The 23,086-nt window shown below is 66.3% G+C and carries 22 protein-coding genes; 11 read left to right on the plus strand and 11 right to left on the minus strand.

Annotation, left to right across the window (positions count from 1 at the left end):
- Positions 1 to 62: 62 nt before the first annotated feature.
- The gene (locus CD928_RS00890) at positions 63 to 2,339 is read right to left on the minus strand and encodes a TonB-dependent receptor (protein ID WP_176473392.1); all 2,277 of its coding nucleotides are present in this window, start codon (positions 2,337 to 2,339) and stop codon (positions 63 to 65) included.
- Between the two features lie 381 nt (positions 2,340 to 2,720).
- Between CD928_RS00890 and leuC the strand changes: the two genes are divergently transcribed.
- Positions 2,721 to 4,133 (plus strand): 3-isopropylmalate dehydratase large subunit, encoded by a 1,413-nt coding sequence (gene leuC / locus CD928_RS00895; RefSeq protein ID WP_095383646.1) that lies wholly within the window; start codon positions 2,721 to 2,723, stop codon positions 4,131 to 4,133.
- Between the two features lie 325 nt (positions 4,134 to 4,458).
- Here leuC and leuD read toward each other — a convergent pair whose 3' ends face one another.
- Positions 4,459 to 5,043: a 3-isopropylmalate dehydratase small subunit gene (leuD, locus tag CD928_RS00900; RefSeq protein WP_095383649.1), complete on the minus strand. Its 585-nt coding sequence runs from the start codon at positions 5,041 to 5,043 to the stop codon at positions 4,459 to 4,461.
- 185 nt (positions 5,044 to 5,228) lie between these two features.
- Between leuD and CD928_RS00905 the strand changes: the two genes are divergently transcribed.
- Positions 5,229 to 5,735 (plus strand): MarR family winged helix-turn-helix transcriptional regulator, encoded by a 507-nt coding sequence (locus CD928_RS00905; protein ID WP_095385062.1) that lies wholly within the window; start codon positions 5,229 to 5,231, stop codon positions 5,733 to 5,735.
- Positions 5,736 to 5,805: 70 nt separating this feature from the next.
- Positions 5,806 to 6,381 carry an NADPH-dependent FMN reductase gene (locus CD928_RS00910; protein ID WP_217983703.1) on the plus strand — a complete coding sequence of 192 codons (576 nt, stop codon included), beginning with the start codon at positions 5,806 to 5,808 and terminating at the stop codon, positions 6,379 to 6,381.
- 21 nt (positions 6,382 to 6,402) lie between these two features.
- Here CD928_RS00910 and CD928_RS00915 read toward each other — a convergent pair whose 3' ends face one another.
- A complete protein-coding gene (locus CD928_RS00915) occupies positions 6,403 to 6,831 on the minus strand; it encodes a MarR family winged helix-turn-helix transcriptional regulator (protein ID WP_095383655.1) in 429 nt (142 codons plus the stop codon).
- Positions 6,832 to 7,011: 180 nt separating this feature from the next.
- On the opposite strand from CD928_RS00915, the gene CD928_RS00920 reads away from it, so the two are divergent.
- The 6 genes from CD928_RS00920 to CD928_RS00940 are packed head-to-tail and all read left to right on the plus strand — an operon-like array spanning position 7,012 to position 13,691.
- The gene (locus CD928_RS00920; RefSeq protein WP_095383658.1) at positions 7,012 to 8,646 is read left to right on the plus strand and encodes a long-chain-fatty-acid--CoA ligase; all 1,635 of its coding nucleotides are present in this window, start codon (positions 7,012 to 7,014) and stop codon (positions 8,644 to 8,646) included.
- A 25-nt stretch (positions 8,647 to 8,671) separates the two neighbouring features.
- Positions 8,672 to 9,805, plus strand: coding sequence for a lysophospholipase (locus tag CD928_RS23680; protein WP_255246996.1), 1,134 nt, complete (start codon positions 8,672 to 8,674; stop codon positions 9,803 to 9,805).
- A gap of 1 nt (position 9,806) precedes the next feature.
- A complete protein-coding gene (locus CD928_RS00925) occupies positions 9,807 to 10,787 on the plus strand; it encodes a phosphotransferase family protein (protein ID WP_255246997.1) in 981 nt (326 codons plus the stop codon).
- A complete protein-coding gene (gene eno, locus CD928_RS00930; protein ID WP_095383664.1) occupies positions 10,784 to 12,082 on the plus strand; it encodes a phosphopyruvate hydratase in 1,299 nt (432 codons plus the stop codon). The genes CD928_RS00925 and eno overlap by 4 nt, the downstream gene beginning before the upstream one ends.
- A complete protein-coding gene (locus CD928_RS00935; RefSeq protein WP_095383667.1) occupies positions 12,079 to 12,999 on the plus strand; it encodes an NAD(P)-dependent oxidoreductase in 921 nt (306 codons plus the stop codon). Before eno ends, CD928_RS00935 begins: the two co-directional genes overlap by 4 nt.
- Positions 12,999 to 13,691, plus strand: coding sequence for an alpha/beta fold hydrolase (locus CD928_RS00940; protein WP_095383670.1), 693 nt, complete (start codon positions 12,999 to 13,001; stop codon positions 13,689 to 13,691). The genes CD928_RS00935 and CD928_RS00940 overlap by 1 nt, the downstream gene beginning before the upstream one ends.
- Positions 13,692 to 13,812: 121 nt before the next feature.
- Here CD928_RS00940 and CD928_RS00945 read toward each other — a convergent pair whose 3' ends face one another.
- Positions 13,813 to 14,865, minus strand: a complete 1,053-nt coding sequence (locus CD928_RS00945; RefSeq protein WP_095385065.1) for a cobalamin-independent methionine synthase II family protein — start codon at positions 14,863 to 14,865, stop codon at positions 13,813 to 13,815.
- An 86-nt stretch (positions 14,866 to 14,951) separates the two neighbouring features.
- On the opposite strand from CD928_RS00945, the gene CD928_RS00950 reads away from it, so the two are divergent.
- Positions 14,952 to 16,517, plus strand: a complete 1,566-nt coding sequence (locus tag CD928_RS00950) for a long-chain-fatty-acid--CoA ligase (RefSeq protein ID WP_095383673.1) — start codon at positions 14,952 to 14,954, stop codon at positions 16,515 to 16,517.
- A gap of 243 nt (positions 16,518 to 16,760) precedes the next feature.
- Here the strand turns inward: CD928_RS00950 and CD928_RS00955 are convergent, their stop codons facing one another.
- The 7 genes from CD928_RS00955 to CD928_RS00985 all read right to left on the minus strand — a co-directional run bounded on the left by CD928_RS00955 (position 16,761) and on the right by CD928_RS00985 (position 22,204).
- Complete coding sequence (locus CD928_RS00955) at positions 16,761 to 17,354, minus strand: VOC family protein (protein ID WP_255246998.1); 594 nt, start codon at positions 17,352 to 17,354, stop codon at positions 16,761 to 16,763.
- 17 nt (positions 17,355 to 17,371) lie between these two features.
- The gene (locus CD928_RS00960) at positions 17,372 to 17,989 is read right to left on the minus strand and encodes a glutathione S-transferase family protein (protein WP_095385068.1); all 618 of its coding nucleotides are present in this window, start codon (positions 17,987 to 17,989) and stop codon (positions 17,372 to 17,374) included.
- Between the two features lie 61 nt (positions 17,990 to 18,050).
- Positions 18,051 to 18,965 carry an SMP-30/gluconolactonase/LRE family protein gene (locus tag CD928_RS00965; RefSeq protein WP_095383679.1) on the minus strand — a complete coding sequence of 305 codons (915 nt, stop codon included), beginning with the start codon at positions 18,963 to 18,965 and terminating at the stop codon, positions 18,051 to 18,053.
- Complete coding sequence (locus CD928_RS00970) at positions 18,962 to 19,609, minus strand: carboxymuconolactone decarboxylase family protein (protein WP_095383682.1); 648 nt, start codon at positions 19,607 to 19,609, stop codon at positions 18,962 to 18,964. Before CD928_RS00970 ends, CD928_RS00965 begins: the two co-directional genes overlap by 4 nt.
- Positions 19,610 to 19,619: 10 nt before the next feature.
- Entirely contained in the window at positions 19,620 to 20,015 is a 396-nt protein-coding gene (locus CD928_RS00975) for a nuclear transport factor 2 family protein (RefSeq protein WP_095383685.1), read from the minus strand.
- Between the two features lie 9 nt (positions 20,016 to 20,024).
- Positions 20,025 to 20,912, minus strand: coding sequence for an SDR family oxidoreductase (locus CD928_RS00980; protein ID WP_095383688.1), 888 nt, complete (start codon positions 20,910 to 20,912; stop codon positions 20,025 to 20,027).
- Positions 20,909 to 22,204 (minus strand): MFS transporter, encoded by a 1,296-nt coding sequence (locus CD928_RS00985; protein WP_095383691.1) that lies wholly within the window; start codon positions 22,202 to 22,204, stop codon positions 20,909 to 20,911. Before CD928_RS00985 ends, CD928_RS00980 begins: the two co-directional genes overlap by 4 nt.
- A 106-nt stretch (positions 22,205 to 22,310) precedes the next feature.
- On the opposite strand from CD928_RS00985, the gene CD928_RS00990 reads away from it, so the two are divergent.
- Complete coding sequence (locus CD928_RS00990; RefSeq protein ID WP_095383694.1) at positions 22,311 to 23,078, plus strand: SDR family NAD(P)-dependent oxidoreductase; 768 nt, start codon at positions 22,311 to 22,313, stop codon at positions 23,076 to 23,078.
- Positions 23,079 to 23,086 lie beyond the last annotated feature (8 nt).

The raw sequence follows: 23,086 nt of genomic DNA on the forward strand, positions 1-23,086 counted from the left end.
GTCTCCCATTGTCTTGTCGGCTTCGCCCGCGACGCAGCTAGGCTGCGCCGCGGGCCGAACGCTCAGAATTTGAACGCCACGTCGACGCCGAATTCGCGCGGCGGCTGGTAGAATTGCTGGATCGGCGTCGCGCCGGCCGAGATCGCGCCCGAAATCACCTTCTGGTCGGTGAGGTTCGACCCGTAAAGCGTGACCTTCCACTTGTCGTCCTCGCCCGCGACCGCGACGCTGGCGTTCAGCAACACGACCTCCTTGCGGTAATAGCCCGGGTCGTTGTCGCGGCCCCAGGTGTTGAAGCGGCTCGAATAGCGCGCGTCGCTGTGCAGCTTGATCTCGCCGAACGACATCGGGATCACATAGTCGGCCGAGACGCTGCCGCTCCACTTGGGTGCGTTGGCGAGTTCGAGCCCCGTCGAATCGGTCGGGACCGCGAAGGTGCCGTTGGGAACCCCGTTGAGCAGGATCGGCACCGCGGGGCCGCACTGGCCGGGCTCGGGCGCACCGTTCGTGAACACGCCGTCGGTGTCCGCGCAGAAGTCGGTGTAGCGCGCGTGCAGATAGGCGATGTTCGCGCCCAGCGTGAAATTGTGCGACGGGCGCAGCAGCGTCTCGACCTCGAAGCCATAGATTTTCGCGGCGGCGACATTGGTCGTGATATTCTCCGGCCGCACCGAGCCCATCTTGGTCACCGAGCTTTGCAGGTCGCGGTAATTGTTGACGAAGCCCGCGACGTTGAAGCGGAGCAGGCGGTCGAACAGGTCGGTCTTCGCGCCGATCTCGAAGGCGTTGACGCGCTCGGGATCATAGGGGCCGACATTCTCGGGGATCGTGCCGCGCGAATTATAGCCGCCGGCCTTATAGCCTTGCGAATAATTGGCGTAGAGCATCGCCGACGGGCCGATCTTGTACTCGACCGTCAGGCGCGGGGTGAACTCGGCCCAGCTCGCCTCGAGGCTGCTCTGGAACGAGGATCGCTGGACATTGTTCACCAGCACCTGCGAGGCGATGTCGTACTTCTTGCGATCGTGGCTGTAGCGGCCGCCGATCGACAGCGTCAGGCTGTCGGTCGGGTGCGCGTTGACCAGCGCGAACAGCGCGTAGCTTTCGGTGTCCTGGTGAAGCTGCGCGAGCGTCGTCGTGGTCGGATTGGCGAGCACGGTGTTGAACTGGCGCCACTTGTCGGCCTGATAATAGGCGCCGACGACGAAATCGACCGGCTCGTCGGCGGGCGAGACGTAGCGCAGCTCGGCGCTCTTCGAATTGCCCGAGAAATCGCGCGTCACGTCGAGCTGCGGCGCGGGGGTGATCAGCCCGTCGAAATCGCCGCGCGTCACATAGTCGAGGTGGCGATAGCCGAGCACCGCGGTGACCGTGCCGTAGCCGACGTCGAGGTTCGAGGTCCACGACCCGCCATAGCTTTCGGTATTGGCATAGGGGTCGAAGGGCACCGCCGCCTTGCGCACGTCGGTCTTCACCTCATCGGGCAGCAGGTCCCAGTTGGCATCGCCATTGTCGAGAACGTGCGGCGCGGGGCCGGTCGTCTTCTGCTTCAGCCAGTCGACCACGACGGTCGAATCGAAGGCGCCGCCCTGGTCGAAATTGAGCGCGCCGCGCACCGATTTGACGTTGGCGCCGTTGAGCCGGTTGCCGGTGATGACGTTGCGGCTGTAGCCGTCATAGTCGCGGAAATTGACCGAGACCTTGGCGGCGAGCGCGTCGCCCGCGAAACGCCCGGTGTTGATCTTGCCGCGAAACTGCTTGAGCCCGAACGAGCCCGCGGTCAGCCGCACTTCGCCGCCGAAATCGTCGGTCGGCCGCGCGGTGATGACGTTGATCGTGCCGGCAAGGTTGTTCTTGCCGAACAGCACACCCTGCGGGCCCTTCAGCACCTCGATCCGCTCGACGTCGAACAGGTCGAGCATCGTGCTCGACACGAAGGGGATATAGACGCCGTCGATGATCGTGCTGACCTTGGGGTCGGCATTGGGGTCGGGGTCGGCGGTGCTCATGCCGCGGATCGAGATCATCGGGACGTTGGCGACCAGGCCCTGCGTCTGCAGCACGACGTTGGGTGCGAGGCCATTCAGGCTGGTGATGTTGGTGCTGCCGCTCGCCTCGACCATCTCGCTGTTGAAGGCCGAGATCGCGATCGGCACGTCCTGCACGCTTTCGGAACGGCGCTGCGCGGTGACGACGATGTCGCCGCCATAGCTGTCGTCGGCGGGCGCCGTGGCGGCACTGTCGTCGCTCGCTGCGGCGGCATCGGTCGACTGGGCGTGAACCGGGGTTGCCGCCAGGGCGGCCATCGCGGTCGAAAGCAATAGATAGCGGGTCGTCATGCTGTCCTCCAAACTGGCCGCGCGGTTCCGCTTTCCGCACGCACCACCGCGGCGGATATGCGGCTCGCGCATCCGGCCTTTTCTGTCTCGAGGGAAGCGGGCCGATCCCGACGGCTGCCGCATGGTCCGGGTGGCGGGGAAGATCTGTCGCCTTCGCGCTCGCCATCGTGCGGACGGATGATCCCCGTTCCCATCGTCGCTCTAGCAGATGACAAAAATACTTCAAGTGCTAAGTATTATTTTCCGAGGGCAACGCTTTTCCGACGGCTGCCGCTTGCGAAGGTTCGTGTCGTCTGCATATAAGTTAGTATACTAAGTAAATGATGAAAGCGATTCGATGGCGGCGGAGCGGCTGACGATAACGAAACGACGGGGAATGCGATGACCGGCGCGCGGACGCTCTACGACAAGATCTGGGACGCCCACGCGGTCGCCGAGGACGAGGGCGAGACCCTGCTCTACATCGACCTCCACCTGCTCCACGAGGTGACGTCGCCGCAGGCCTTTGCCGCGCTCGCCGCGGCCGGGCGGCGGGTGCGGCAGCCTTCGCGCGCGCTCGCGCTGTCCGACCATAATGTCCCGACCGAGGGGCAGGCGGCGGGCCCGGCGGGCGTCGCCGACGACCAGGCGCGCGCGCAGCTCGAGGCGCTCGCCGCCAACGCCGACCAATTCGGGATCGAGCGTTTCGCGATGGGTGATCCGCGCGGCGGCATCGTCCATGTCGTCGGGCCCGAGCAGGGGCGCTCGCAGCCGGGCATGACGATCGTATGCGGCGACAGCCACACCTCGACCCACGGCGCCTTCGGCGCGCTCGCCTTCGGGATCGGCACCAGCGAGGTCGAACATGTGCTCGCGACGCAGACCATCCGCCAGCGCCGGTCGCGCAACATGCGGATCGCCGTCGACGGCATGCTGGCGCCGCATGTCTTCGCCAAGGATCTGGCGCTCCATATCCTCGGCGCCATCGGGGTCGACGGCGCGGGCGGGCATGTGATCGAATATGCGGGGCCGGCGATCCGCGCGCTGTCGATGGAAGCGCGGATGACGCTGTGCAACCTCAGCATAGAGATGGGCGCGCGCGCCGGGCTCGTCGCGCCCGACGACACGACCTTCGCCTATCTGGAGGGCCGACCGGCGACGCCCATCGGTGCGGCGTGGGACGCGGCGCGCGCGCGCTGGCGCCTGCTGTCGAGCGACGCCGATGCCCGCTTCGACCGCGAGGTGCGGATCGATGCCGCCGCGGTGCGGCCGATGGTGAGCTGGGGTACCAATCCGTCGCAGGTGGTGCCGGTCGACGGCCGGATTCCCGACCCGACGATGCTGGCCAATGCCGAGTTGCGCGCCGCGGCCGAGCGCGCGCTCAAATATATGGATCTGACGCCCGGAACGCCGGTCGCCGATATCCGGCTCGATCGCGTGTTCATCGGTAGCTGCACCAACAGCCGGATCGAGGATCTGCGTGTCGCCGCCGCCATCGTGCGCGGCCGCCGTGTCGCGCCGCATGTCCGCGCGATGGTCGTGCCGGGGTCCGGTCTCGTGAAGCGGCAGGCGGAGGAGGAGGGGATCGCCGACGTGCTGCGCGCGGCGGGTTTCGACTGGCGCGAGCCCGGTTGCTCGCTGTGCGTCGGCATGAACCCCGACCGGCTGAACCCGGGCGAACGCTGCGCCGCGACTTCGAACCGCAATTTCGAGAACCGCCAGGGCCGCGGCGGCCGCACCCACCTGATGAGCCCCGCGCTCGCGGCGGCAAGCGCGATCGCGGGGGCGATCGCCTCGCCGGAGAGCTTGGCGTAGAGCGCCAAACAAGGGGAGGGGCATCGCCCGCAACCCGCCAGAGGCGGTTTTGGGGTGGGAGCGGACATTTCCTACTTTTGTCATTCCCGCGAAAGCGGGAACCCAGAGCGAGCGTCGGCTGACCCCACTCTGGGTTCCCGCTTTCGCGGGAATGACGAAGATAAGAGATGCTGAGCGCGATTTTCAGCCTCTCGTCATCCCCGATCAAGTCCGGGATGACGAAAGAGGGCCCGGGTCGACGAAAGAGGGGAAGCGACCAACTCCGCTCGTTTCCGGTCATTCCAGCCAAATTTCCCTCGGATGCGGCTCGATTCAGGCTCCGAGCCTACCCCGCCTCCTCGAAACGCGTGATCGCACCCGCGTGGCGCAGCGTGCGGCCGATGTCGTCGAGCCCTTCGAGCAGGACGCGGCGGTCGTCGGGATCGACCGCGAACGCGATCGTCTCGCCCGATGCGAGCCGGATCGTCTGCGCTTCGAGATCGACTTCGACCGGAGCATATTGCGACAATTCGATCTCGCTCCGCAGCCGTTCGCAGACGGCATCGGGCAGGCGGATCAGCAGCAGGCCGTTCTTGCGTGCGTTGCTCGCGAAGATGTCGCCGAAGCTCGGCGCGATCACGCAGCGGATTCCGAAATCGGTGAGCGCCCACGCCGCATGCTCGCGCGACGAGCCGCAAGCGAAATTGCGGTCGGCGACGAGGATTCCGGCGCGGCGGCACGCGGGGCGGTTGAGGATGAAGTCCGCGCGCTCGCTGCCGTCGCCGGCATAGCGGAGTTCCTGGAACAGATGCTTGCCGAGCCCGTCCCGGGTGAGCGCCTTCATGAAGCGCGCCGGAATGATCATGTCGGTGTCGACATTGGCGAGCGGCAGAGGGGCGGCCACCGCCGTCACCCGCACGAATTTTTCCAAAGGGGGGACTCCTATAACTTAGTATTCTAAGTATATCGTATCTTCGGGCTTTGTCCAATGCTATCGCGGGCTTGTGGCGCCGTTCCGGCGACGAAGCGCCTTGCCGGGCGAATCTTCGGCCTCTAAGGTTCGCGCAGAGGCGGGCTGCGGGCCCGCCACCGAAAATGGCCGAAGGGGAATGGAAATTGGCCAAGAAAACAAAAAGCTATCGGCACCCGGCCGAATTCTACACCAACCCGGAAAACAGCATCGGCTATCTGGCGCGCGTCGTCTTCCGCTCCTTTTCACGTCTGCTCGAGCGGCGCACGCTCGCCTATGACGTCTCCGCGGGCCAATGGCGCTTCCTGCGCCAATTGTGGCGCGAGGACGGCATCACCCAGCGCGAGCTCAGCGAACGCGTCGGGATGCGCGAGCCGACCACGGTCGTGGCGCTGAAGGGTCTGGAGAAGGCCGGCTTCATCACGCGCAAGAAGACCGAGGACGACCGGCGCAAGACCTTCATCTTCCTGACCCCGCACGCGAAGAAGCTCGAACTCGTCCTCGCGCCGATGAACGCCGAGATCCACGAGATCGCGACGCGCGGCATGACCGACGACGAGGTCGAGACGCTGCAGGCGCTGATGCGCCGGGTGATCGACAATCTGGCGGACGAGACGCGCAAATTATCGGTGCTTTCGGACGTGAAGGCCTGAGCGCGAAGCGGGAGTTGCGTTTCGCCCGAATCATCAGTTAGTATTCTAATGATCTGGTTCGGGAGGAATGATGACAAAGATTGCGGTAATCGTCGGCAGCACGCGCGACGGGTCCTATAACCGGGCGCTGGCGCGGCTCGCCGCCGCGCGGCTTGCGGCGCATGGCGCCGAGGTGACGGCGCTCGATCTCGCGACGCTCGACCTGCCCATCTATTCGGACGCGCTCGAAAAGGGCGCCTTTCCGCCCGATGCGCTCGCGCTCAAGCAGCTGCTCGCCGCGCAGGACGGGATTCTCTTCGTCTCGCCCGAATATAACGGCTCGATCCCCGCGCTGCTCAAGAACGCGATCGACTGGGCGTCGCGGCCGACCGGCGACGAGGGCCCGGTGGCGCTGACCGCCTTCCGCGGGAAGGTGGCTGCCATCATGTCGGCATCCGTCAGCCCCTTCGGCGGGCTGCGCGGGCTGACGCATCTGCGGCAGATCTTGAACACGATCCAGATGGTCGTGATCCCCGAGCAGGTGCTGGTGCCGCTGGCGCACACGGGCTTCGGGGAAGACGGTCAGCTCAAGGAACCGCTGCCGGCCTCGCTGGTCGACATGACCGCGGCGCGGTTGGTCAGGGTCGCGGCGGCGCTCGCCGCCTAGGCGCTCCGCCGCCGCGGGGCGCTATCGCTCGATATTTTCGCCCCAGTCGGCTTCGAGCGCGGCGAGCAGCGCGTCGAACCGGTCCTGGCCGAGCCGCGCGGCGATCTGCGCCGACAGCGCGTCCATCGAGCGCTGCGCGTCCTCGCGCATCCGGGCGCCGAGGTCGGTCAACGAGACGATCATGTGGCGCCGGTCGCTCGGATCGACCTCGAGCTGGACGATGCCGAGCTTGACCATCTGGCCGATCGTGCTGTGGATCGCCTGGCGCGAAATGCCGAGGTTGCGTGCGATGTCCGACGGGCGCACGATGCCGCTGACGATGTTGGTCATCACCATCGACTGCGGCCGGTTGACGTCGGGCCAGCCATGATCGTGGAGGCGCGCCTGCAGCCCCTCGTCGAGCCAGCAGAAGCGTTGGAAAAGGGCGATGATAAGCTGATTGGTGCGCATGAAGAGCCGCGATAGTCCCCGTTTGCCGGCCAAGCGCCAACGGCATCACGCTAGAAGAAGGGCCGGGGCGAGGCAAGGCGGAGCGGCATTGCAAAGGTAAAATACTTAGTATACTATCTTTCTGCGATAAGGTAGGACAATGGGCGCAACGATAGCCACGATTGGGAGAAGCGGGCCGACATGGACGGGTTGATGCAGAATGTGCCGCTGACGGTCGACCGGATCCTCGACCATGCGGCGAACTGGCACGGCGGCCGCGAGATCGTGTCGCGCGATGCCGAGGGACGCGTCACCCGGTCGACCTATGCCGACGTTCATGCCGATGCGAAGCGCGTGTCGAATGCGCTGGCCGCCGAAGGCATCAAGCCCGGCGATCGCGTCGCGACGATGGCATGGAACGGCGCGCGGCATCTCGCCGCCTGGTATGGCGCGGCGGGGATGGGGGCGGTACTCCACACACTCAATCCGCGGCTCTTCCTCGAGCAGATCGCCTATATCGCGAACCACGCTGGCGACCGGCTGCTGATCGCCGATCCGGCGACCGCCGATCTGGTCGAGGAATTGCTGCCGCAGGTGCCGTCGATCGAGAAGGTGATCTTCTTCTGCGACGCGGCGTCGATGCCGAAGACCAGCTTCGATGCGATCGCCTTCGACGACTGGATCGCGGGGCAGCCGACCGACCATGGCTGGGGCGGGTTCGACGAGAACGCCGCTTGCGGCCTCTGCTATACCAGCGGCACGACCGGCAATCCCAAGGGCGTGCTCTATTCGCACCGCTCCAACTATATCCACGCGCTGATGACCTTGCAGCGCGACGCGCTCGCGCTGTCGGCGCGCGACACGGTGCTACTCGTCGTGCCGATGTATCACGCCAATGCGTGGGGCGTCGTCTATTCGGCGCCCGCGGTCGGGGCGAAGCTCGTCCTGCCGGGGCAGCGGATGGACGGCGAGTCGATCTATAATCTGATCGAGCAGGAGGGCGTCACTTACTCGGCCGCGGTGCCGACCGTGTGGCAGATGCTGCTCCAGTATATGCAGGAGAATGGCAAGCGCTTCACGACGCTGCAGCGCGTGACGATCGGCGGCTCGGCGTGCCCCGAATCGATCATCCGCACCTTCCGCGACGATTATGGCGTTGATGTCATCCAGGGCTGGGGCATGACCGAAACCTCGCCGCTCGGCACGGTGTCGGTGCCGAGCGCGTCGGTCGCGGCGAAGTCCGACGACGAGCAGATGGCCTACAAGCTCAAGCAGGGCCGGCTACTCTGCGGGCTCGAGATGAAGTTGGTCGACGATGCCGGAAACCGCCTGCCGCACGACGGCAAGACACCGGGCCGGCTGATGATCAAGGGGCCGACGATCGCGGCGGGCTATTTCGGCGGCGAGGGCGGCGACGTGCTCGACGAAGAGGGCTTCTTCGACACCGGCGACGTCAGCACGATCGATGCCGAAGGCTATATGCAGATCACCGACCGCGCCAAGGACGTGGTCAAATCGGGTGGCGAGTGGATCAGCTCGATCGAGATCGAGAACATCGCCATGGGGCATGAGGCGGTCGCCAATGCTGCCGTCGTCGGCGTCGCGCATCCCAAATGGGACGAACGCCCGATCCTGCTGTGCGAGCTCAAGCCGGGCATGACGGCCTCAGCGGACGACCTCAAGGCCTTTCTCGACGGCAAGATCGCGCGCTGGTGGATGCCCGACGACGTGCTGTTCGTCGACGGCATTCCGCTCGGCCCCACCGGAAAGATCGACAAGAAGGCGATCCGTGCCGGGCTGGACGGCTACACGCTGCCTTTCGACGTGACCCGCTGACCCAAGCAGATAATCAGGAGAGACGATGATGGTGGACCCGAACGGGATCGAAGGACTGGACGCGCAATTCATCGGCCGCGTGTCGCCGACCGCGCCGCGCATTCAGGCGGGCGGGCATCCCTGCCAGGGCATCTATTGGACCGAGGCGGGCAAGCGCCCGAAGGTCGCGATCATCGCTACCCATTACAACGTCGACTTCTCCGAACATTATATCGCGCCCTATTTCGCCCGTCAGGGCTTCGGTTTCCTCGGCTGGAACACGCGTTATCGCGGCGTCGAGGACCAGTTCCTGCTCGAACATGCGGTGCTCGACATCGGCGTCGGCATGAAATGGCTGAAGGAAGAGGCGGGGGTCGAGCAGATCGTCATCCTCGGCAATTCGGGCGGCGGCTCCTTGATGGGTGCCTATCAGGCTGAGGCGATCGCGCCCACCTTGACCGACCGGCTGCCCTCGGTCGGACAGGACGCGCTGGCGAACCTCGTGAAGGGCGACCTCTACATCAGTTTCAACGCACACCAGGGGCGGCCCGAAGTGCTGACCGACTGGATGGACGCGTCGGTGATCGACGAGAATGATCCGACCTTGACCGACCCCGAACTCGACCCGTTCAACCCCGACAACGGCCCGCCCTATTCGGACGCGTTCATCGCCAAATATCGCGCCGCGCAGCGCGCGCGCAACCAGCGGATCACCGACTGGGCGAAGGCGGAACTGAAGCGCCTCAACGATGCGGGTATTCCCGACCGCATCTTCCCGATGTTCCGCTGCTGGGGCGACATCCGCTGCGTCGATCCCGCGATCGACCCGTCGGATCGCAAGCCCAACTGGTGCTATCGCGGTGATCCGGCGATCGCCAACCGCACGCCGAGCATCGGCCGCGCGAACACCATCAAGACGTGGCTCAACATGTGGAGCCTCGAAACCTCACCGTGCCAGGGCCAGCCGCATCTCGCCAAGCACGACACCCCTGCGCTCGTCGTGCAGGGAAGCGCCGACACCGGCGTCTTCCCCAGCGATGCGCGCAAGATCTTCGATTTCCTGGGCTCGAAGGACAAGAAGCTCGAACTCATCCCCGGCGCGCATTATTTCGAAGACTCGATCGAGGAACGCCGGAACGCCGCCGACCTGGTCGGTGCATGGATCCGGGAGAAGCTGTGACGTGACGGCGGAGGCCGAAATCATTGCCGGATTGCAGGGCGCCGGTCTGACGGGCGAGGGCGAAATCATCCTCGAGCCGCTGACCGGCGGCGTGTCGTGCGACGTGTGGAAGGTCGAGACACCGACCGGTCCGATCGTCGTCAAGCGCCCGCTGCCGCAGCTGCGCGTCGCCGCCGAATGGCTCGCACCGGTCGAGCGCGGGACGAGTGAAGTTCGCTGGCTGCGGCGCGCGCGCGGCGTGAAGCCGAGCATCGCGCCCGAGGTGCTCGCCGAACTACCGACGGGGCATGCGTTCGCGATGCGCTTTCTGCCCGGCTGCCCGGTGTGGAAAGACGAGCTGATGGCGGGGCGTGTCGACGTCCCCTTCGCAGGAGAAGTGGGGCGGGGCATCGCCGCGGTCCATGCCGCCACCGCGCATAACGAAGGTGATCGCGCCGACTTTCCGAACGACGAGATGTTCCGCGCGCTGCGCGTCGATCCGTTTCTGCTCTATGTTGCGCAGCATGACGTCGAACTCGCGCCCGCGCTCACTGCGCTCGCCGACGATCTTTCGGGGCGCAAGATCGCGCTGGTCCATGGCGACGTCAGTCCCAAGAACATTCTCGTCAGCGCCGACGGCCCGGTGTTCCTCGACGCCGAATGCGCGGTCTATGGCGACCCGGCGTTCGATCTCGCCTTTTGTACGACGCACCTGCTGCTGAAGGCGGTGTGGTCGGGCGACGCGCGGCTGAGCGAAGCGGCCGCCGCGCTGGTTGCCGCCTATCGCACGGGGATCGACTGGGAAGATGCCGAGGAGGTGCTGCTGCGCGCAGGCAAGCTGACCGCCGCGCTGCTCCTGGCGCGGGTCGAGGGCAAGTCGCCGGCGCCCTATCTTACCGACCCCGACCACAAGCGCATCGTGCGCGATCAGGCGCGGACGCTGATCCGGGCGCCGTCGCCGCTCGGCGAACTCGTCGCCCACTGGAAAAGGACTCTCCCATGACTTCGCGTATCGCCTCCGTCACCGGCCGCCAGCTCTGGGATTCGCGGGGCCGGCCCACCGTCGAGGCCGAGGTTGTGCTCGAATCGGGCGCGGTCGGCCGCGCCATTGCTCCCGCCGGCGCCTCGCGCGGCGCGCATGAAGCGATCGACCTGCGCGACGGCGGCGAAGCATACGGTGGCTTTGGCGTGAACGGCGCGGTCGCGGGGATCGGCGCCGAGATTGCGGGCGCGATCGCGGGCATGGATGCGCGCGATCAGGCCGGAGTCGACCGCATGCTGTGCGACCTCGACGGCACGCCGAACAAGGCGCGGCTCGGCGCCAATGCCGTGGTCGCGGTGTCGATGGCGGTGCTCCACGCCGCCGCGTCCGATGCGCGCGAGCCGCTGTGGCGCTATCTGGCGGACGGGCGCAAGGTGCGTGTGCCACTTCCCGAAATCCAGATTTTCGGCGGCGGAGCGCATGCCGGGCGGCGGACGGATGTGCAGGATTTCATGGTCATGTGCCCGAAGGCGGGCAGCTTCCGCCGCGCACTCGAGATCACCGATGATGTCTATCGCGCCGCGGGGCGGCTGATGGAGGCGAAGGGTCCGCTGTCGGGCGTCGCCGACGAGGGCGGCTGGTGGCCGAATTTCGATTCCAACGAGGATGCGCTCGACACGCTGACAAAGGCGATCGAGGCGAGCGGCCACCGCGCGGGCGAGGAGGTGTTCATCTCGCTCGACATCGCCGCGAATGAACTCGGTGATGCGTCGGGCTACAGCCTCGCGCTCGATGACGGCCGCCTGACGAGCGAGGAGATGGCGGCGCGGATCGTCGAATGGGCGAAGGCCTATCCGATCCTGTCGATCGAGGATCCGGCGGGGCAGGATGACTGGACGGCGATGGCGGCGGTGACCGCGGCGATCGGCGAGCGGGTGCAGATCATCGGCGACGATGTGCTCGTGACCAACGCAGCGCGGGTCGCGCGCGCGGGAGAGGCGGCGGTGTGCAACGCGGCGTTGATCAAGGTCAACCAGGTCGGCACCGTGACCGAGGCGAAGGCGGCGCTCGACGCGGCGGTGGCGCGCGGCTGGGGCGCGATCGTCTCGGCGCGCTCGGGCGAGAGCGAGGATGTCACCATCGCGCACCTCGCGACCGGCTGGGACGCGGGGCAATTGAAGGTTGGCAGCTTCACGCGCTCCGAACGCATGGCGAAGTGGAACGAGATGCTGCGGATCGAGGAGGCGATGGGCGGCGACGCCGAATTCGCCGGTTTCTCGGCCTTCGCCGGGTCGATCGGGCGGGTGGCGGCATGATCGTCCTCCACGCGCGTCCAAGCCCCGGTTTTAGCGAAGCGGTCGATGCGATTTTCGGCCCCGGCGTCGTCGTGCATGTTGATGAGGCGGCGCCGCTCGATGAAGTGGCGCCCGAGATCTCCGTGTTGCTCCATGTGCTGACCCCGGTCACGCCGGACTTCATCGCCTCGGCGCCGAAACTGAAGCTGATCCAGAAGCTCGGCGTCGGAGTGAACACGATCGCGCTCGATGCCGCGCGCGATCATGGCGTGGCGGTATGCAACATGCCTGGCACCAACAGCCAGGCGGTCGCCGAAATGGCGCTGTCGCTGATGATGGCGGTGCTGCGGCGCACCTGCTTCTTCGACGCGCGCACCCGCGCGGGTGAGGGGTGGACCGCAGATCCGTCCGAACTCGACAGCGTGGGAGAGATTGCGGGGCGCACCGTCGGGCTGGTCGGCTTCGGCCATTCGGCCCAGTTGCTCGCGCCGGTGCTAGCGGCGCTGGGCGCGCGGGTTGTCTATACCGCACGGAACGCGCGCGATGTGCCCTACGATTATTGGCCGCTCGACCGGTTGCTGGCGGAAAGCGACATCGTGTCGCTGCATATCCCCCTGACCGACGAGACGCGCGCATCGATCGATCCCTTGGCCATGAAGAAAGGCGCGGTGCTGGTGAATACGGCGCGCGGCGAACTGATCGACGAGGCTCGGCTGGTCGAGGCGCTGACATCGGGTCATTTGCGCGGAGCGGGACTCGATGTCTTCGCCGAAGAGCCGCTGCCGCGCGGCAATCCGCTGCTCGGCCTGCCCAATGCGGTGCTGGCGCCGCATATCGCGTGGCTGACGCCCGAAACGCTCGTCCGCAGCCTGTCGGTTGCGCAGGAAAATTGCCGCCGCCTCGCCGCGGGCGAGGCGCTTCTTCATCAGGTGGTCTAATGTCGCTTCCTATCATCCTCATAACCGGCCAGCTTTTGACTGATGCGGTGTGGCAGCCCTTGCTCGATGCGTGGGCCGACCGCGAGGTGATCGTCGCCGACAATCGCGGCGACGACACGATCGGAGGCTTTGCGCAGCGATTGCTCGACAATGCCCCGCCGAAGTTCGTGCTGGTCGCGCACGCCATGGGCGGCTTCGTCGCGTTCGAGGTGATGCGCCGGGCGCCCGAGCGCGTCGCGAAACTTGCCTTGATCTCGACGCTCGCTTCGGCCGACGGCCCGGCACAGACGGCGCGGCGGCAGGGCTATATCGACCTCGTCGAGAGCGGCAATTTCGACCAGGTTGTCGAAGAGCGCATCCCGATCCTGTTTCCCGAGGAGAAGCGCGGCGACGAGCGCCTGCTCCGCATCGCGCGGCAGATGGCGGCCGACACCGGCGCCGACACCTTCCTCGCCCAGCAGCGCGCGATCATGGCGCGCATCGACAGTCGCCCGCGGCTCGGCGAGATTGCGGTGCCGACCTTGCTGCTCTGGGGCGAGCAGGACGGCATCACCAGCCGCGCGCATCACGACGAGATCGCGGAGGCGATTCCGGGGGCGCGGCTGGAGGTGATTGAGGGCGTCGGGCATCTGCCGACCGTCGAGGCGCCCGAGGTGGTGGTGCCGTTGCTGACGGATTTCATCGATCGATAATCTTCGTCATTGCGAGCGAAGCGAAGCAATCTCCAGCTATCGGCCCTCCGCAAGGCTGGTAACCGAAGGCCGGTATCTGGAGATTGCTTCGTCGCTACGCTCCTCGCAATGACGAGCTAGGTTATTTCAACTCCGCCCGCACCAGCGCGGCGCCGTCGACCATCGCCTTCAGCTTCGCCTGCGAATGTTCGCGGCTGTGGTATTTCATCCCGCAATCGGGGGCGATCCACAGCCGTTCGGCATCGACATAGCGTAGCGCTTCGCGGATGCGTCCCGCGACCACCTCGGGCGTTTCGACCTCGGGAATCGACAGGTCGAGCACGCCGTACATGATCGTCTTGGTCGGCAGTTCGGCGAGGATGGCGGGGTCGAGCCCCGGCTGCGCGGCTTCGATCGAGATAACGTCGATATTCGAGGCTTCGAGCTCGGCGAGGAAATCATAGGCCTTGGGCTTCGGTCCCGTCGCGCCCGCGCCGTGGTGCACCATCGCATAGCCGAAGCAGATGTGGAGCGCGGTCGTGCCGTCGACCCCGTCGAGCGCGCGGTTGATCGCCTCGATCGCATAAGCGCCCGCGGCGTCGGCACGCGCCTGCAAATAGGGCTCGTCGAGCTGGACGACGTCGACGCCCGCCGCAAACAGATCCGTGACTTCGGCATTGACCGCGTCGGCATAATCCATCGCGAGTGCGCGGGCGTCGGGATAATAGCCATTCTCCGCCTGCTGGGTCATGGTGAAGGGGCCGGGGAGAGTGAGCTTGACCGGCTTCGTCGAATGGCGGCGCAGGAAGGCCGCGTCCTGCGCCTCGATCGGCGCGACGCGGCGGATCGGGCCGGAGACGAGCGGCACCGGGTTGGCGTTGCCGGTGCGGTCGATCGCGGTCCCGTGCTTTTCTCGATCGATCCCCGACAGCGCGGTCGCGAGCCGGTTCGAATAGCTTTCGCGGCGCATTTCGCCGTCGCCCACGATGTCGATGCCGATCTCTTCCTGGTCGCGGATCGCCATCAGCGTCGCCGCCTCCTGCGCGTCCGCAAGCCAGGGTTCGGGAATGCGCCATAGCGTCTCGGCACGCACGCGCGGCGGCAGGCTGGCCTTCAGCCGCTCGCGATCGATCAGCCAGTCGGGTTGGGGGTAGCTTCCGACGATCGTCGTGGGCAGGATGGGGTGGTCGAACAAGGCCATTCCTCTCGATTTTTGGGCTGGTCAAACATTTGCTTAGTATTCTATCTAATTCAAGGTCAAAGTGACGGTGGGAGAGCGAAATGATCGATCTGGATGCGATAAGGACGCTGGCCGATATTCCGGCCGCGCAGGCGCGCGCGCGCGGCGATGCGATCGCGGTGAAGTTCGGGACGCGCGAGACGAGCTTCGCCGAACTCGATGCGCGGTCGAACCGCGTCGCGAACGCGCTGATCGCTTCGGGCGTGGTTCCGGGGGATCGCGTCTCGGTGCTCAGCAAGAATCACGACGGATGGTATCCGCTCTTTTTCGGAACCGCGCGGGCGCGCGCCTGCCTCGCGCCGGTCAACTGCCGGCTCGCGGCAGGTGAGATCGCCTTCATTCTCGGCGATGCGGCGCCGAAGCTGCTGTTCGTCGGCGAGGATTTCTTCGACACCGCGCTCGCAGCGGTCGCGGAACTCGACAATCCGCCGCGGCTGATCGCGCTCTACGGCGGACATCCGGCCTTCGAGAGCCTCGATGCGTGGTTGGGCGATGCCCCTGCGACGCCGCCCGCCGACGAGCCACACCTCGGCGACGATGTGCTTCAGCTCTACACCAGCGGCACCACCGGGCGGCCGAAAGGTGTGGTGCTCGCGAATAAAAACTACCGCCGCTTCCTGGAAATGGCGACCGAGGTCGACGGCTTCGCCTATGGCGAGGACGAGACGGTGATGATCGTCATGCCGCTGTTCCACGTTGCGGGCACGAACGTCAGCTTTTCGGGCCTCGCACAGGGCGGGCGGTTGGTGCTGGTCAAGGATTTCGCTGCGCCCGACGCGATCCGCATGATGAACGAGGAGAAGGTTGCGCACGCCTTCCTCGCGCCGGCGATGATCCAGATGATGCTGCAGCAGCCCGAGGCGGCGGCCGGCGATTATTCGCAGCTCCGTTCGATCGCCTATGGCGCCTCGCCGATCGCTGAGGATGTGCTGCGCCGCGCGCGGACGACCTTCGGCTGCGACTTCGTGCAATTCTATGGCATGACCGAAAGCTCGGGCGGCGGCTCCTATCTGTCGCCTGCGGCACACAACCTGCCGGGCAAGCTTACCTCGTGCGGCCAGCCGTGGCCGGGGACCGAGATGGCGATCCTCGATGGCGAGGGACGGGCGATGGGCGACGGCGAGATCGGCGAGATCGCGATCCGCGGCGACATCGTGATGAAGCAATATTGGAATCGGCCCGAGGCGACCGGGGAGACGGTGGTCGACGGCTGGCTGCACACCGGCGACGTCGGCTATCGCGACGCCGACGGCTTTTATTTCGTCCACGACCGGATCAAGGACATGATCGTGTCGGGCGGCGAGAATATCTATCCGGCCGAGGTCGAGAGCGCGATCATGGGCTGCCCCGGGGTCGCCGACGTCGCGGTGATCGGCGTTCCCGACGACAAATGGGGTGAGGCGGTAAAGGCTCTGATCGTGCCCGTGCCCGGTGCGGCTCCCGATCCGGGCGAGGTAATCGCCTGGGTGCGTGAGCGGATCGCGGCCTATAAGACGCCCAAGAGCGTCGACTTCCTCGACGCGCTGCCGCGCAATCCTTCCGGCAAGGTGCTGCGGCGCGAATTGCGCACCCCCTATTGGGAAGGCCGCGATCGCGCCGTAGGGTAGGGATGCGCCCGCTTTTGGGGTGATTTGAGCCATCCCCCTCCCTTTTAGGGAGGGGTTAGGGGTGGGTGCGCGAGCGGAGCGAGCCTACAAAGAACGCCGCCTTCGGCGGCTACCCACCCCCAGCCCCTCCCTAAAAGGGAGGGGAGAAGGTATGACCGCTTCCGGCCCAATCCGGTCGCCGCCTTCGTGCAAAAAAAGCCCGGCGCGAACGCCGGGCTCCAGGGGTCTTCTCAGAGGAGAAATCTATTCCGCCGGGACCGGCGTGCGGCCTGTGATCATGCCCTCGGCCTTGGTGCCGTCGGCGCGGATCGGATCGTGCGCGACGTCGCTTTCGTCGAACACCTTAGTCCAGGCCGCGAATTCGAGGCACACGCCGTCCGGGTCGAAGAAGTAGACCGAGCGGACGAAGACGTCGTCGTTCATTTCGGGCGACGACTGGGTCGGCGAGTTGTCGTGGTTGAGGATCGGCGTCACCTCGACGCCCTTGTCGACCAGCCGCTGGTAATATTCGTCGAATTTCTCGGCGCGGACGTTGATCGCGATATGATTCATCGAACCGTGCGCCGACACGAAGCTGCCTTTTGTCGGCAGCGCCGCAGGGGCCGACACACCCGGCGCCGCTTCGGGCGCATTCGGGAACCAGAAGAAGGCGAGGCTGTCGCCATTGCCGATGTCGAAGAAGAAATGCTGGCCGCGCCCGCCAGGCAGGTCGATCGTCTTGGTCAGCGGCATGCCGAGGATGTCGCGATAGAATTCGACCGTCTTCGCCATGTCCTTGCACACGAGCGCCAAATGGTTGACGCCGCAAAACTCGAATTCGCTATTCGTCTCTGCCATCATCCGTCTCCTTTGTCTTAGCTGGGGTTGGCACTGGGCCGGGCCTTCATGCCCTCGTACCAGCGCAGGATATTGCCATTGGCGGGGTCGAGCGGCTGTCCCACCCCGGCCCCGAAATCGAGGAATGCGAAGAGCAGAATGTCCGCCAGGCTGATCCGGTCGCCGGCGACGAATTCGCGTTCGGCGATCAGCGGATCGAGCCATCGGAGCCCGTCCTGCGCAACGGCTTTCAGCCCCGCCGCCGCCTCGGGCAGGCAGCGCATCCGCGATTCGAAGAGGGGCAGCCCCTCGGCGAAGCGGAAGCCGTTGGCGAGCGGCTCGCAGATCTTGAGGTCGATGCGGCGCGTCCACATGCGCGTTGCCGCGCGCTCCTCGGGCGTCGTGCCGATCAGCGCGGGATCGGGAAAGCGCTCCTCGAGATATTCGCAGATCGCGGTGATTTCGGTGAGGATCGTGCCGTCGTCGAGTTCGAGCGCCGGGGTCTGACCCGCGGGATTGACGTCGACATTATAGGGCGCGCGCCGGTTCTCTCCGCCGCGAAGGTCGACCACGACCTCGGGAATGCTGATCCCCTTTTCCGCCATGAACAGCGCCACGACGCGGGGATTGGGGCCGACGCTGGTATAAAATTTCATGGCCATCCTCTCAGTTTCGCTTTCTCGCATATTCTGCGCTAACTGTCAAGTAAATTGACGATTAATGCAACGGCAGCCCGGATCGGGGCCAGCGCACGCGATAGATCGTTCCCGTCGTCGACGCGGTGATATAGGCGTCGCGCCGATCGGGGCCGCCGAAGGCGATGTTGGTGATGCCGATGTCGGGCAGCGGCAGGAAATCGGGCGGGCCGCCGTCGGGATCGAAGATGGTGATCCCGCCCTCGACCATCGTGCCGACGCAGATGCGCCCGCTTTCCTCGACCGCCAGGCTGTCGAGCAGGCGAAAGGACGGCGGCGTGCCGACGAAGCGGCCGGGCGCCCACGGCGGCGGCGGCGCGAGTTCGCCCGGTGCGACGACATCCATCGCCCAGACGCGCGCGGTCATCGTCTCGCTGACATAGAGCGTCCGGCCGTCGGGTGAGAGGCCGATGCCGTTCGGGCCCATCACCTCGGCGCGCTGGCGGGTGATATGCGAGCCATCGGTCTTGGCGTAATAAATCGCGCCATGATCGCGGCCACTGGCGCGCACCTGGCCGTGATCGGTGAACCAGAAGCCGCCGTGGCCATCGAAGACGATGTCGTTCGGCCCTTTCAGCGCTTCACCCTCGAACCCGTCGTAGAGCGTCGTCACCGCGCCCGTGGCGAGATCGACGCGCTGGATCGACCCGCAAGCCGCCTCGTTGGCGGCATGCCCGGGGAAGAGCAGCGGGCCGGCCTCGACCCACTGGAAGCCGCCGTTGTTGCAGACATAAGCGCCGCCGTCCGGGCCGATCGCCAGCCCGTTCGGCCCGCCGCCAAGCTCGGCGACGACCGACAGGCTACCATCGGCCAAGACGCGGGTCAGCGTGCCGCGCGCGATCTCGACAAGCAGCACCGACCCGTCGGGCATCGGCACCGGCCCTTCGGGAAACCGAAGGCCCGTCGCGACGACCTCGGGCGCGCCGAAACCGCTCATTCGGATTTCGGCCGCGGCGCGCTGAGGAAGTCGGCGGCGCTGAAGCCTTCGGGTGCAGCGATCTCGACGATCGGGTCCTCGCGCGCGTCATATTCCATGCGCAGCGCGCGGGTGATCACCGCGTGCATGTCGTAAAGGCAGGTGATGTAGGTGAACTCGAAGATCTGCTCGTCGTTCCAGAAGGTCTTGAGCTTGTCGAACACTTCGAGCGGCACGCGCCCTCCGGCCTGGCTGAGGCAGTCGGCATAGGCGAGCACCGTGCGTTCCTGCTCGCTATAGCAGTCGGCGACGGTCCAATAGGGGATGCCCGCGATCTTCTCCTCGCTGACGCCAAGGCCGCGGAGCGACTTGCAATGTTGCGAAAAGACGAACTGGCTGCCCTTGACCCAGCCGGCGCGCGTCTGGCCGAGTTCGCGAAGAACCGGGTCGATCGTGCGGGCGGGGTTGCGATAGACGGCGAAGCCCTTGACCGCATGTTCGAAGATGTCGGGCGACAGTGCGAAAACAGTCCACCAGTCGCCGGGCGTGCCCGTCGCGGTGCCGGGCTCGGCCACCGGATCGCGCTCCCCGAACAGGCGGTTGTAATAGGCGGTGACGGTCTCGTCGGTGACTTCCGAGCGGGGAACCTGGCGCAGGACGGGCATGGGATACTCCTCAGGCGTTCGCGAACTTGCGGAATTCGGCAACGTGCGCCGAATCGAAATATTCGTCGAGCCGCGTGATCTTGCCATTCTCGACCTTGCAGATGATCGCGCAGGGCAGGCGGACCTCGCCGTCGTCGTGGACGCGCTTGCCCTTCAGGACATGCTGCTGGACGAAGCCGCCGGGAAAGGCGGTGAGGCGACGGTCGGCATATTCGCGGTCCTTGATCCGCGCGACCATGCCGGTCAGCGTCTGCGCGGTCTGCGCGGGGGTGACGATCAACTCGTCGGTGTTGTGCCAGATCTCGGCGTCGGGGGTGAAGCTGTCCTGCATCGTTTCGATGTCGCCCGCTTCGATCGCGTCGAAGAAGCGCTTCGCCATGTCGCGGATCTCATTCTCTTCGGCCATGTTTCTCTCCTAGTGTTTCGCGCCGAACATGCGGCCGCCATTGGCCGCGATCAGCCCATCGATATCGTCGCCCCTGTACGCCGGATCGGCCGACGGCCCGAACGCCGACAGCATATCCTGGGTCACCAGTTCGGCCATCGCCTTCCATTCGGGGTGGGTGAAGATCCAGTAATCGCCATTCTCGATCGCCTGTGCGACGCGCGCGCCGATCCTGTCGGGCGACATGCCGCCTGCGAGGACGCCCTGCATCGCCTGGCTCGTCGCGGCCGCTTTGCCGACCTCCTGGTCGACCGGCCGAAGATCGCGCGTCGTCTCGACGATCCGTGTCGCCGACATGCCGGGCATCAGCACCGAAATATCGACGCAGGTCTCGGCGAGTTCGTTGCGCAGCGCCATCGCGATGCCCAGCGTCGCATATTTGGAGCTGATATAGGCGACCGAAATCGGCGGCGGCACGATCGCGACCATCGACGAAGTGATGACGAGGTGGCTCGGCTCGCCGCTCGCCTTCATGTCGCCGAGGAAGGTGCGGCAGGCATAGAGGTGGGCGTGCGCGTTGACGGCATAGTTCCAGCGCCAGACGTCGGTGTCATACTGCTCGAACGGTCCCGACCCGCCGCCGACCCCGGCATTGCTGAACAGGATGCGCACCGGTCCGAAATCGCGCGCGGCGGTGCCGGCCTTCGTCCAACTCGCCTCGTCGGTGACATCGAGTTGGAGACCGAGCGCATCGGCGCCTTCGCCGCGCAGCGCTTCGGCGGCCGCGATGGCGCCGGCGCCGTCGATGTCGGCCAGAATGACGCGCGCGCCTTTCGCCGCCAAGGCGCGCGCGGTCGCAAGGCCGATGCCGCTTGCGCCGCCGGTGATGAAGGCGGTCTTTCCGGTCACCTCGGTCATTCGGCGAAATCCTTTTCGAGATGGCGCGTCATCGCGAACTGCGCGAGACCGGCGGCGACCGCGAAGGGGATGATCGTCATCAGCGCCCAGCGCAGGCTTTCGTCGCCGTGCCCCGGCTTGAGCGCGTCGCTGACGACGCCGATGAACAGCGGGCCGAGCCCGAGGCCGACGATGTTGAACATCAGCATCAACACCGCCGCCGCGGTCGCACGGCTGCGCGGCGGGGTCAGGTTCTGGACCAGCGCCAGCGCGGGGGCGACATAGGCGGTGCACGCGGCCATCGGGATCAGCATCAGCGCGAGCGAGAGCTGCCATGTATCGACGAGCAGCGCGGCAGCGAACGTCGGGATCAGCACGGCGGTCGCGAGCGCGGGGATCGATCCATAGGCGCGCGGCGAGCGCTTCGCGGCGTGGCTGACCAGCCAGCCGCCGCCGAGGATGCCGATACCGAAGGTGATGCCCGCGGCAGGGGCGAACCAGGTGGCCATCGCGTCGAGCGGCATGCCCTGCGTCCGCATCAGGAAGGCGGGGATCCAGTTGAGCATGCCATAGCTGACGAAGGCGGCGAGGCCGCTGCCGATCATCACCATGCGCAGCGACGGGCGGCGGACGAACATGGCGAGGCTCTGCGCGAAGGGCAGGGCTTCGTCGGCGGGCTTGTGCGCGTCCATCGCGCCGCGCGCGGGCTCGCGCACCAGCCAGATCAGCAGCGGCGCGACGATGACGCCGACCACCCCGATGACCAGAAAGGCATTGCGCCAGCCGATGTTCGCCGCGGCCCACGCGCCGAAGGCGGCGCCGACGAAGACGCCGAACGGGCCGTTCAGCGTGAAGAGGCCGATCGCGAGCGGGCGCTGCGCCGATGGGTAGAGGTCGGCGATCACCGACAGCGACGGCGCGGTACCGCCCGCCTCGCCAGCACCGACGCCGAAGCGCATCAATGCCAGTTGCCAGAAATTCGACACCATGCCGCACGCGGCGGTGAAGCCGCTCCACACGACGCACGCGATTCCGATCAGCTTCACCCGGTTCCAGCGATCGGCGATCATCGCGACAGGGACCCCCATCGCGGCATAGAAGAGCGCGAAGGCGAGACCGGTCAGCAGCCCGAACTGGGTATCGCTGAACTGCATCTCGGCCCGGATCGGCTCGACGAGCACCGACAGCAGTTGGCGGTCGACGAAGTTGATCGTCCCGACGAGGAACAGCATTGCGAGCGCCAGATTGCGGCGCAGCGCGAGGCTGGAACCGGACGCGGCGGTGCCGCGATCGACGACGGTGGCCTCTGACATAACTCTCCTCAACGCGACGAGTCTTCTCGTTCGAAAAATACTTAGGTATTTAAGTTTATCTGTCAATGTGCTTTACGGTAGCGGCAGGATAGGCGGGAGAGAAGCCATGGATATCAACGCCAAGACGGCGATCGTGACCGGGTCCGCAGGCGGTATCGGCCGCGCGACGGCGGTGATGCTGGCCGCGCGTGGGGCGGCGGAGGTCGCGCTGGTCGATGTCAATGAAGCGGGGCTCGCGGAAACCGCGCGACTGGTCGAAGCCGCGGGCGCGCGGGCGAGCGTCCACCGGCTCGACCTGTCGGACGTCGCCGCGACCGAGACGTGGTTCCAAGCGCATGGCGACGTCGACATCTTGCACAATAATGCGGGGGTCGTGTCGGGCTTGCCCCAGTTTCCCGACGTCGATGCGGCGCGGATCGCTTGGATCGTCAACGTCAACGTGACGTCGCTAATCGCGGCAACGCAGATCGCCGCGCAGGCCATGAAGGCGCGCGGTGGCGGGGTGATCGTCAACACGGTTTCGACCGTCGCGCTCGGGACCGGATTCTATGACGCGATGTATGCGACCACCAAGGCGGCGGTGATGATGTTCACCCGCTGCTGCGCGTCCCTGAAGGAGGAGTGCAACGTTCGCGTCGCGGGCATGCTGCCGGGGCTGGTCGACACGCCGATCCTCGACACGACCGGAGCTGGCGGTAAGTCCGAGTGGATGAAAACGGTGCTCGCGAACAACGAGGCCTGCAGGCCCGAAGACATCGCCGAGGGGGTCATGGCGCTGATCGGGGACGACAGCCTGGCGGGTGGCGACTGGGTTGCGGTGCGGCGGCTGAACGGGAAGGTCGAATATCAATGGGGGCATGCCGACACGGTTTGATGAAGGGA

This window comes from Sphingopyxis sp. GW247-27LB, from assembly GCF_002277025.1.
Classification (GTDB): Bacteria; Pseudomonadota; Alphaproteobacteria; order Sphingomonadales; family Sphingomonadaceae; genus Sphingopyxis.

What these genes read in the sequence shown, in the direction of transcription:
- CD928_RS00955 (WP_255246998.1), bottom strand. Translation starts at nt 17,354, where the DNA reads ATGGCAGAGACGAATAGCGAATTCGAGTTTTGCGGCGTCAACCATTTG.
- eno (WP_095383664.1), top strand. Translation starts at nt 10,784, where the DNA reads ATGACTTCGCGTATCGCCTCCGTCACCGGCCGCCAGCTCTGGGATTCG.
- CD928_RS00920 (WP_095383658.1), top strand. Translation starts at nt 7,012, where the DNA reads ATGGACGGGTTGATGCAGAATGTGCCGCTGACGGTCGACCGGATCCTC.
- CD928_RS00940 (WP_095383670.1), top strand. Translation starts at nt 12,999, where the DNA reads ATGTCGCTTCCTATCATCCTCATAACCGGCCAGCTTTTGACTGATGCG.
- CD928_RS23680 (WP_255246996.1), top strand. Translation starts at nt 8,672, where the DNA reads ATGATGGTGGACCCGAACGGGATCGAAGGACTGGACGCGCAATTCATC.
- CD928_RS00985 (WP_095383691.1), bottom strand. Translation starts at nt 22,204, where the DNA reads ATGTCAGAGGCCACCGTCGTCGATCGCGGCACCGCCGCGTCCGGTTCC.
- CD928_RS00935 (WP_095383667.1), top strand. Translation starts at nt 12,079, where the DNA reads ATGATCGTCCTCCACGCGCGTCCAAGCCCCGGTTTTAGCGAAGCGGTC.
- CD928_RS00915 (WP_095383655.1), bottom strand. Translation starts at nt 6,831, where the DNA reads ATGCGCACCAATCAGCTTATCATCGCCCTTTTCCAACGCTTCTGCTGG.
- CD928_RS00950 (WP_095383673.1), top strand. Translation starts at nt 14,952, where the DNA reads ATGATCGATCTGGATGCGATAAGGACGCTGGCCGATATTCCGGCCGCG.
- CD928_RS00975 (WP_095383685.1), bottom strand. Translation starts at nt 20,015, where the DNA reads ATGGCCGAAGAGAATGAGATCCGCGACATGGCGAAGCGCTTCTTCGAC.
- leuC (WP_095383646.1), top strand. Translation starts at nt 2,721, where the DNA reads ATGACCGGCGCGCGGACGCTCTACGACAAGATCTGGGACGCCCACGCG.
- CD928_RS00970 (WP_095383682.1), bottom strand. Translation starts at nt 19,609, where the DNA reads ATGCCCGTCCTGCGCCAGGTTCCCCGCTCGGAAGTCACCGACGAGACC.
- CD928_RS00890 (WP_176473392.1), bottom strand. Translation starts at nt 2,339, where the DNA reads ATGACGACCCGCTATCTATTGCTTTCGACCGCGATGGCCGCCCTGGCG.
- CD928_RS00990 (WP_095383694.1), top strand. Translation starts at nt 22,311, where the DNA reads ATGGATATCAACGCCAAGACGGCGATCGTGACCGGGTCCGCAGGCGGT.
- CD928_RS00910 (WP_217983703.1), top strand. Translation starts at nt 5,806, where the DNA reads ATGACAAAGATTGCGGTAATCGTCGGCAGCACGCGCGACGGGTCCTAT.
- CD928_RS00965 (WP_095383679.1), bottom strand. Translation starts at nt 18,965, where the DNA reads ATGAGCGGTTTCGGCGCGCCCGAGGTCGTCGCGACGGGCCTTCGGTTT.
- CD928_RS00980 (WP_095383688.1), bottom strand. Translation starts at nt 20,912, where the DNA reads ATGACCGAGGTGACCGGAAAGACCGCCTTCATCACCGGCGGCGCAAGC.
- CD928_RS00960 (WP_095385068.1), bottom strand. Translation starts at nt 17,989, where the DNA reads ATGAAATTTTATACCAGCGTCGGCCCCAATCCCCGCGTCGTGGCGCTG.